We start from the raw sequence: 8,241 nt of genomic DNA on the forward strand, positions 1-8,241 counted from the left end.
GGCCGCCGTCGCCACGGTCGCCAGCAGCGGCGCCAGAAGCCCTCGTCTCGTCATTCCGCCTCCCCGAAAGCCGAAGGGCGCGGCCCTGTCGAACCGCGCCCCGAAGTCAGGCCGAGCCTTACTTGGCCAGATGCTTATCCAGCCAGCCGAACACCTCATTGTGCCATTGCAGGCTGTTCGCCGGCTTCAGCACCCAGTGGTTCTCGTCCGGGAAGAAGACGAAGCGGCTCTCGATCCCGCGCCGTTGCAGGGCGGTGAAGGTCGACAGGCTCTGCGAGGTCGGGATGCGGAAGTCGAGGTCGCCCTGGACCACCAGCATCGGGTCGCGCCAGTTCTGCACGTGGTTGGCCGGGTTGAACTTTTGATAGCCCTCCGGGTTTTCCCACGGCGTGCCGCCGTATTCCCACTCCGTGAACCACAGCTCCTCGGTGCCGTAGCCCATGCCGAAGGTGTCGAAGACGCCGTCGTGGTTGACCAGGCATTTGAACTCGCCCGGCCAGTTGCCAGCGATCCAGTTGATCATATAGCCGCCGTAGGAGGCGCCGAGCGCGCAGGCGTTGTCACCGTCCAGGAAGCCGTACTTCGACTGGGCGAAGGCCCAGCCCTTCTGCAGGTCTTCCAGCGGGCGGTCGCCCCAGTGCTGGCTGATGGCGTCGGTGAACTCCTGGCCGTAGCCGGTCGAGCCGTGGAAATCGATCATCACCACCGCATATCCCGCGCCCGCATAGGTCTCGGGGTTCCAGCGGTAAGACCAGCCGTTGCCGAACGAGCCCTGCGGCCCGCCGTGGATCAGGAAGGCGACCGGGTATTTCTGGCCCTCGACATAGTTGGCGGGCTTGATGACGTAGCCGTGGACCGTCTCGTCGTTCCAGCCGGGGAAGCTGAACTGCTCGGCCTCGCCGAAGGCCTTGGTCGCCAGTTGCGGGTTCACGTTCGTCAGGCGGCGCGGCATTTCGCGCCCGCGGTAGGTCTTGAAGAACAGGTCGCTGGGCGAGGTCAGGGTGTCGACCGCCATGACGAAGCCCGAGGGCGTCTGCTGGAAAGCGCCGACGTGGCCCTCGCCGGTCAGCGGCGTCACCACGCCGTTGCGCGCGTCGATGGCGAACAGGCGAGTCTGACCGACGTCGCCCGCCGTCGTATAGAGGGTGTTCCCGTCCTTGGACCATTGCAGCGTATCGGCCGAGCGGTCCCAGTTGGCCGCGATCTGGCGCGTCTGGCCGGTGGCGACGTCGCGCAGGAAGATCGAATATTTGTCAGCCTCGAAGCCCGGACGGGCCATGGCGCGGTAGGCTAGGGTCTGGCCGTCCGGCGAGAAGACCGGGCCGGTGTCCCAGGCCGGATTGGCCTCGGTCAGATTGGTCAGTTGGCCCGGCGCCGAGACGGCGACGCTGTAGAGGTCGAAGTTGGTGCTCCACGGCTCGCTGTTCCCGGCCTTGCGCGCCGAGAAGACCAGCGACTGCCCGTCAGGGGCGAAGGTGAACTCGCTCTCGTCGCCGAACGGCTTAGACGGGGTGTCGCCGTCGAAGCCTTTCGTGACCCAGACCGGCTCGCCGCCCGCCTTGCCGTCGGCGCCGATCGACTGGACGAAGAGGTGGTTCTGGGTGTGGTCGTTCCACGTATCCCAGTGACGCACGAACATGCGGTCATAGACCTGGCCGGTGGACTTGCGCTCGGCCTCGGTCTTGCCGCGCGCGACCGAGGCGGTCAGGTCCGCCGCATCCGGGTAGACGGCCAGGGACACGGCCACGGCGTCGCCCACGCCATTGATGCGATAGGCGTTGACGTCGGTCGGCAAGGCCGTGACCTGCGTCGCCGTCGCGCCCTTGTCGGCCGAAACCCAGACCTGGCTTGAGCCCGAACGGCTCGACAGGAAATACAACTTGCCGTCGGCGCCCCAGCGGGCGGTGTTGGCGCCGCCTTCGGAGATGGCCAGCTTCTGCGGCTGGGCCTCGCCCTTCAGGCCCAGGATGTAGAGGGCGCTGGAGCGCTTGTTGGCCGCCACGTCCGTCTGGGTCAGGGCGTAGACCACCCACTCGCCGTCCGGCGACACCTGGGGATCGCCCAGCCGGTTGGCCGAGATCATGTCCTGATAGGTGAAGGCCGTACGGGCCTGGGCCGTCGCAGCCGCCGGAGCGACCAGCGCCCCCTCGGCCAGGGCCGGTAGGGCCGTGGCGGTCAGCAGGGCGGCGGCGCTGAGGCCGGACAGGAGATGGGGCAGGCGGCGCATTCAGGCGCTCCTCATGCGGATGTGAAGTCTGGCCGAAGGCCTAACACCGCCGCGCGCCGCCCGCAAAGTCTCCTGTTCAGCTCGCGGTTTACTGACCTTCCTTCGTCCAGTCGGCCGTCCAGTCCAGGATCTCCTGCTGCCACTCGACCCAGGTCTGGGGCTTCAGCACCCAGTGGTTCTCGTCCGGCACATGGACGAAGCGGCTGGGGATGTTCAGGCGCTGCAGGGCCGAGAAGGTCGCCAGCCCCTGCTCCATCGGCACGCGGAAGTCCTTGGAGCCGTGCAGCACCAGCATCGGCTTCTTCCAGTCGCCGGCGTAGGTCTCTGGGTTGTGGGCGTCATAGACCGCCTTGCGGTCCCAGGTCGCGCCGCCGAACTCATGGATGAAGGTCGAGATGTCCATGGCGTTCATCAGCTGGGGCACGTCGAACACCCCGGCGTGGTTGACCAGGCAGCGCCACGGCTCGTTCCACTGGCCCGCGATCATATTGACCATATAGCCGCCGTAGGAGGCGCCCAGCGCGCAGGCGCGTTCGCCGTCGATCCACGGATTGGCCGACAGCGCCGCCTGCCAGCCCTTTTGCAGGTCTTCCAGCGGACGGTCGCCCCAGTGGTCATTGATGGCGTCGGTGAAGGCCTGACCGTAGCCCGGCGAGCCGTGGAAGTTGACCATGACCACCGCATAGCCCGCCGCCGTATAGACCTGGGGGTTCCAGCGGTAGGACCAGCTCTCGGTCCAGGGCGACTTGGGCCCGCCGTGGATCAGATAGACGACCGGATATTTGCGGCCCTCGACGAAGCCTGCGGGCTTGAACACCCAGCCGTGCGCCGTCTCGTCGTTCCAACCGGGGAAACGGATCTCCTCAGGGCGCGGCAGGTCGATGCGGGCCAGCAGCTCGGCGTTGTGCTGGGTCGCCTGGCGCGCGGCCTGGCCGTTCCGGGCGATGAAGACCTGCGTCGGGGCGGTGAAGCTCTCATGGGCGTAGGCCAGCACGCCGCCGACCTCGTCGAAGTCGCCGACCGAGCCGATGTCGGTCAAGGCCTTCACCGCGCCGGTGCGGGCGTCGATCTCGAACAGGCGGTTCTGGCCTTCATCGGCGGCCGTGACATAGAGCGCCCGCCCGTCCGAGCGCCAGGTCAAGCCGCTGGGGCCGCGATCCCAATTGGTCAGGGCGCGGGCGTTCGCGCCGTTCGCATCGGCCACCATGACCACCGGCTGATCGCCGCCGACGTTCTCGCGCGGAGCCGCCAGCCAGGCCAGGCGCCGTCCGTCGGGCGACAGGGCAGGCGCCCCGTCCGGTCCCGAATGGCCCTCGGTCAGATTGACCGGCGCGCCGCCGTCCAGGCTCAGACGATACAGGTCGCTGTCGTTGGTGAAGGCGGCGCGGTCCGCCTGCTTGCGCGCCGCATAGATGAAGGCGCGCCCGTCGCGCGCGATCGTCAGCCCGCCCTCGCCGACGCTGACGTCGCCGTCCAGTCCGGCGGTCAGGTCGCGCGGCTGGCCCTCGGCGAAGCCCGAGCCGTTCAGCGGCTGCAGGAAGATGTGGCTCTGGCGGCCGTCGGCCCAGCGGTCGAACACCCGCAGCGGCATCCGGTCATAGACCTGCTGGTTCGACTTGGCCCGCTCGGCCAGGCGGTCCTTGGTGCAGTCCAGGGTCTCGCAGTCCGTATAGACCGACACGCCCAGCACCAGGGCCTTGCCGTCCGGCGTGAAGCGGAAGCCCGACAGGGACACCGGCAAGGTCGTCACCTGAGCCGCCGCCATGCCCTCGCGGTCCGTCCGCCACACCTGGTTCGACCCGCCGCGCGGCGACAGGAAGTAGATCGACTGCCCGTCCGGCGCCCAGCGCGCGCCCGAGACGCCGCCCTCTGAGATCGGCAGGCGACGCGGCGCCGTCGCGCCGTCGACATCGGCCATCCACAAGCCGGTCAGGTTGCGGTTGCCCTCCCAGTCCGTGCGTGTGACGGCGTAGATGACGCGGCGGCCGTCGGGCGAGACGCGCGGATCGCTGACCCGCTCCATCATCGCCAGATCCTTCAGCCCGAGGCGGTCCGAGGCCTCGGCCTGAGCCGGCGCAGCCGCTGCGGTCGGCGCTTCCTGGGCCAGAACCGGCGTCGCGGCCAAGCCGCCCGCCAGCAACAGCATCTGGACGGCCGCAGCCGTCATCCAGTGTGATCGGGTCATTACGCTACACTCCCCCAAAGAATGGTCAGGCTTCCTGCATAGGCGGCGATCCGGTCCTAGCCAAGCTGGATGGCGCTTGCCCGACGCCGCCGCCTCGGCGACAAGCAGGCGATGAGTCCGGCTCCGCACATTGTCGACGTCCTGATCGCCGAGCGCGCGCCCCGGCTGACGGGATCAAGCGCCTGGCCTTTGGCGCGGCCCGCCCTCTACGGCCTGCTCGATTACGCCAAGGCGCGGCGCATGGCCGACGCCATCGGCCCCATGGCCGGTCGCCAGGCGCTGGACTACGTCTCCGACCTGCTGGAGCTGACCGTGCGGACGGCGCACCTCGACCGCCTGCCAGCATCAGGCCGCTGTCTGGTGGTGTGCAACCACCCGACCGGCATCGCCGACGGTCTGGCCGTGCATGACGCCCTGCGCACGGTGCGCAACGACCTGATCTATTTCGCCAACGCCGACGCCCTGCGCGTCTCGCCCCGCCTGTCGGAAACCGTCGTCCCCGTCGAATGGGTCACGGCCAAGCGCACGCGCGAAAAGACCCGCGCCACCCTCCAAGCAGCGAAAGAGGCGTTCGAGGCCGAACGCTGCGTCGTCATGTTCCCGGCCGGACGCCTGGCCCGCGTCGGCCCGGACGGTCTGCTGACCGACCCCGAATGGGCCGCCACCGCCGCTTCGCTGGCCCGCAAATACGAGGCGCCGGCGATCCCGATCCACGTCGCCGGTCCGACCAGCCGCCTGTTCCACCTGTTCGACAAGGTGTCGCAGGAGCTGCGCGACATCACCCTCTTCCACGAACTGCTGAACAAAAAGGGCCGCGCCTTCGACCTGATCGTCGGCCGCCCCATCCCGCCGCTGGCCCTGGACGTCGACGCCCAGGCCGCCACCCTGAAACTGAAAACCTTCGTCGAGCGGACCCTGGCCGCCGATCCAGACGCGACCTTCGCCTGATGCCCTCCGCATGACGACTTTCGACCTTCCCGACGCCGAAGCCACCACCCGCCTCGGCGAAGCAATCGCCCCCCTGCTGGCGCCGGGCGAATCCGTCCTGCTCTACGGCCCTCTGGGCATGGGCAAGTCGACGCTGGCGCGCGGCCTGATCCGCGCCCTGACGCGCCCTGACGAAGACGTGCCGTCGCCGACCTTCACCCTGGTCCAGTTCTATGAGAGCGACCCGCCCATCGCCCATTTCGACCTCTATCGCCTGACCCGTCCGGAGGAGGCCTTCGAGGTCGGGCTGGACGAGGCGCTGGACGAGGGCTGCGCCCTGATCGAATGGCCCGAACGCCTGGGCGACGATCCCGGCCGGATGCTCGGCCCCGACCGGTTGACCATCGAAATCTCCGAGGACGGCGAGGGCCGCCTTGCGACCGTAACTGGCGCAGGCTCGTGGGAAGCGAAACTGAAGGAACTGCATGTCTGACCGCGAAGCCCTCCGTCTCGACTTCCTGCGCTCGGCCGGTCTGGCCGAGGCTGTCCGCGCGCCCCTGCCCGGCGACGCCTCGACACGCCGATACGAGCGGCTGACCACGCCCTCGAGCGCATCCCTGATGCTGATGGATCAGGCCCCCGCCGCCGAGAGCCGCCCCTGCGATCCGTCATGGACGCCGGAACAGCGCCACGCGCACGGCTGGAACGCCGTCGCCCGCCTGTCGGCCGGACGCATCGAGGCCTTCGCCGCCGTCGCCGCCCATCTGAAGTCGCTGGGCCTGTCGGCGCCCGAGATCGTCGCCGTCGACGCTCCGAACGGCCTGGCCGTGATCGAGGATTTCGGCGACGCCCTGTTCGCCCGCGTCATCGAGGACGGCGCCGATCCCGCCCCCCTCTATCGCGCCGCCGTCGAGGCCCTGGCCGTCCTGCACGCTGCTCCGACGCCCGATGTCCTAAGCGGCCCGGCAGGCGACTGGCCTCTGCTGACCTATGACCAGACGGCCCTGCAAGGCGGCGCCGACCTATTCGTCGAATGGCTGCCCCAGCTGATCCCCGCCCTCAGCTTCGACGCCGCCGCCGTCGCCGAATGGCGCGCGGCCTGGGCGCCGATCACGGCGGCGGGCGAGGCGGGCGCGACCGTCATGGCCCACCGCGACTATCACGCCGAGAACCTGATCCGGTTGGACGGTCGCACCGGCCCCGCCTCGGTCGGGATGATCGACTTCCAGGACGCGGTGAAGGCCCATCCGTCGTGGGATCTGCACTCCCTGCTTCAGGACGCCCGCCGTGACGTAGCGCCCGAGCTGGAGGCGCTCGCTCTCGACCATTATTTCGCCCTGCGCCCCGAGACCGATCGCGAGGCCTTCATGGCCGCCTACGCCGGCCTGGCCGCCCTAAACGAGGCGCGCATCCTGGGTATCTTCGCCCGCCTGATCGCCCGCGACGGCAAGCCCCGCTACGCCGCCTTCATGCCCCGCATGTGGGCGCACCTGAACGCCAATCTGAAGGCGCCGGGCCTCGAAGCCGTCGCCGCCTGGATGGACCGCCACGTGCCGGAGGATGTGCGTCGATGACGTCTCCCACCACCGCCATGGTTCTCGCCGCCGGGCTCGGCACGCGGATGCGCCCCCTGACTGACGATCGGCCCAAGGCGCTGGTCGAGGTCGGCGGCAAGGTGCTGATCGACCATGTGCTCGACCGGTTGGCCGAGGCGGGCGTGACCGACGCCGTGGTCAACGTTCACTGGTTCGCCGACCGGCTGGAAAGGCATCTGGCCGCCCGCACCCGCCCGAATATCCGCATCTCCGACGAGCGCGCCGAACTGCTGGAAACCGGCGGCGGGCTGAAGAAGGCGCGCCCCCTGCTAGGCGACGATCCCGTCTTCGTCGCCAATATCGACAGCGTCTGGATCGACCGGGGCGACGCCCTTTCTGACCTGGTCCGCCTGTGGAATCCCGCGCGCATGGACGCCGCCCTGCTGCTGGCCCGGCGCGAAGGCTCCATCGGCTTCGAGGGCGGCGGCGACTTCTTCCTCGCCGACGACGGCGCCCTGACCTTCCGGGGCGAGGCCGCCAGCGCGCCCTACGCCTATATGGGCGTCCACATCACCCGGCCCGATTACGCCGACCACGGCCCCGACGGTCCCTTCTCGCTCAGTCCCCTGTGGCGCGCCTCGGCCGCCGAGGGTCGCCTGTTCGGCTGCGTGCTCGACGGCGACTGGATGCACGTCGGCGACCCGCAGGCGCGTGACGCGGCCGAAGCCCGACTGAAGGCGGAGACCTGATCATGACGGGGGGGCGCTTCGATCCGTTCGCCGGAAGCGGGCCGCGCTGGCGCGCCGTGCCCGCCTGGCGGCCCTTCCTCGAAGACCTGGCGGCGGGGGTGCTGAACTGGCTGGGCGACGCCCCGCCCGAGACCCTGACCGACGCCACCATCCTGCTGCCCAACCGACGCGCCGCCCGCGCCTTCTCCTTCGCCCTGGGCAAGCTGGCGGGCGAGCGTCCCGTCCTGCTGCCTCAGGTGCGCCCGCTCGGCGATCTGGAAGAGGACGAGCCGCCCTTCGCCCCCGGCGAACTGGGTCTGGACCTGCCGCCCGCCATCGCCCCCCTGACGCGCCGCTTCGAAATGGCGCGCATGATCGCCGAGGACTTCGAGCCGGGGATGAAGCCCCTGCGCGCCCTCGAAATGGCCGATGCGCTGGGCGCCTTCCTCGATTCCTGCCAGCTGGAGGAAGTCTCCGACCTGTCGCGCGTCGCGACCCTGGCCGAACAGGATCTGGCCGAACACTGGCGCGAGAGCGCCCGCTTCCTCGGCCTCGCCGTCGAGGCCTGGCCCAAACGGCTGGAGGCGCTCGGCCTGGTCGATCCGGCCTGGCGCCGCGCCACCCTGCTGCGCCGCCTGG

6 protein-coding genes and 1 pseudogene are annotated in these 8,241 nt (G+C 69.7%); 5 read left to right on the plus strand and 2 right to left on the minus strand.

Going from position 1 to position 8,241, the window contains the following annotated elements; genetic code table 11:
- Positions 1 to 118 precede the first annotated feature (118 nt).
- Both B2Y21_RS08975 and B2Y21_RS08980 read right to left on the minus strand, forming a co-directional pair.
- Positions 119 to 2,227, minus strand: coding sequence for an alpha/beta hydrolase family protein (locus tag B2Y21_RS08975; protein WP_292059049.1), 2,109 nt, complete (start codon positions 2,225 to 2,227; stop codon positions 119 to 121).
- A gap of 88 nt (positions 2,228 to 2,315) precedes the next feature.
- Entirely contained in the window at positions 2,316 to 4,412 is a 2,097-nt protein-coding gene (locus B2Y21_RS08980) for an alpha/beta hydrolase family protein (protein ID WP_292059050.1), read from the minus strand.
- A gap of 69 nt (positions 4,413 to 4,481) precedes the next feature.
- Here B2Y21_RS08980 and B2Y21_RS08985 point away from each other — a divergent pair, with 69 nt between their 5' ends.
- The 5 genes and pseudogenes from B2Y21_RS08985 to B2Y21_RS09005 form a co-directional block, all read left to right on the plus strand.
- Positions 4,482 to 5,360 (plus strand): GNAT family N-acetyltransferase, encoded by an 879-nt coding sequence (locus B2Y21_RS08985; protein WP_292059052.1) that lies wholly within the window; start codon positions 4,482 to 4,484, stop codon positions 5,358 to 5,360.
- Positions 5,361 to 5,370: 10 nt separating this feature from the next.
- Positions 5,371 to 5,832, plus strand: a complete 462-nt coding sequence (tsaE, locus tag B2Y21_RS08990) for a tRNA (adenosine(37)-N6)-threonylcarbamoyltransferase complex ATPase subunit type 1 TsaE (RefSeq protein ID WP_292059055.1) — start codon at positions 5,371 to 5,373, stop codon at positions 5,830 to 5,832.
- Entirely contained in the window at positions 5,825 to 6,913 is a 1,089-nt protein-coding gene (gene amgK / locus B2Y21_RS08995) for an N-acetylmuramate/N-acetylglucosamine kinase AmgK (RefSeq protein WP_292059056.1), read from the plus strand. Before tsaE ends, amgK begins: the two co-directional genes overlap by 8 nt.
- Positions 6,910 to 7,623, plus strand: coding sequence for an N-acetylmuramate alpha-1-phosphate uridylyltransferase MurU (gene murU / locus B2Y21_RS09000; RefSeq protein WP_292059058.1), 714 nt, complete (start codon positions 6,910 to 6,912; stop codon positions 7,621 to 7,623). Before amgK ends, murU begins: the two co-directional genes overlap by 4 nt.
- A 2-nt stretch (positions 7,624 to 7,625) precedes the next feature.
- Positions 7,626 to 8,241 (plus strand): annotated as a pseudogene (locus B2Y21_RS09005) (double-strand break repair protein AddB); the annotation flags it as partial.

Origin of the sequence: Brevundimonas sp. UBA5936 (assembly GCA_002430835.1) — a bacterium.
Taxonomy (GTDB): domain Bacteria; phylum Pseudomonadota; class Alphaproteobacteria; order Caulobacterales; family Caulobacteraceae; genus Brevundimonas.

What these genes read in the sequence shown, in the direction of transcription:
- B2Y21_RS08975 (WP_292059049.1), bottom strand. Translation starts at nt 2,227, where the DNA reads ATGCGCCGCCTGCCCCATCTCCTGTCCGGCCTCAGCGCCGCCGCCCTG.
- B2Y21_RS08980 (WP_292059050.1), bottom strand. Translation starts at nt 4,412, where the DNA reads ATGACCCGATCACACTGGATGACGGCTGCGGCCGTCCAGATGCTGTTG.
- B2Y21_RS08985 (WP_292059052.1), top strand. Translation starts at nt 4,482, where the DNA reads ATGGCGCTTGCCCGACGCCGCCGCCTCGGCGACAAGCAGGCGATGAGT.
- tsaE (WP_292059055.1), top strand. Translation starts at nt 5,371, where the DNA reads ATGACGACTTTCGACCTTCCCGACGCCGAAGCCACCACCCGCCTCGGC.
- amgK (WP_292059056.1), top strand. Translation starts at nt 5,825, where the DNA reads ATGTCTGACCGCGAAGCCCTCCGTCTCGACTTCCTGCGCTCGGCCGGT.
- murU (WP_292059058.1), top strand. Translation starts at nt 6,910, where the DNA reads ATGACGTCTCCCACCACCGCCATGGTTCTCGCCGCCGGGCTCGGCACG.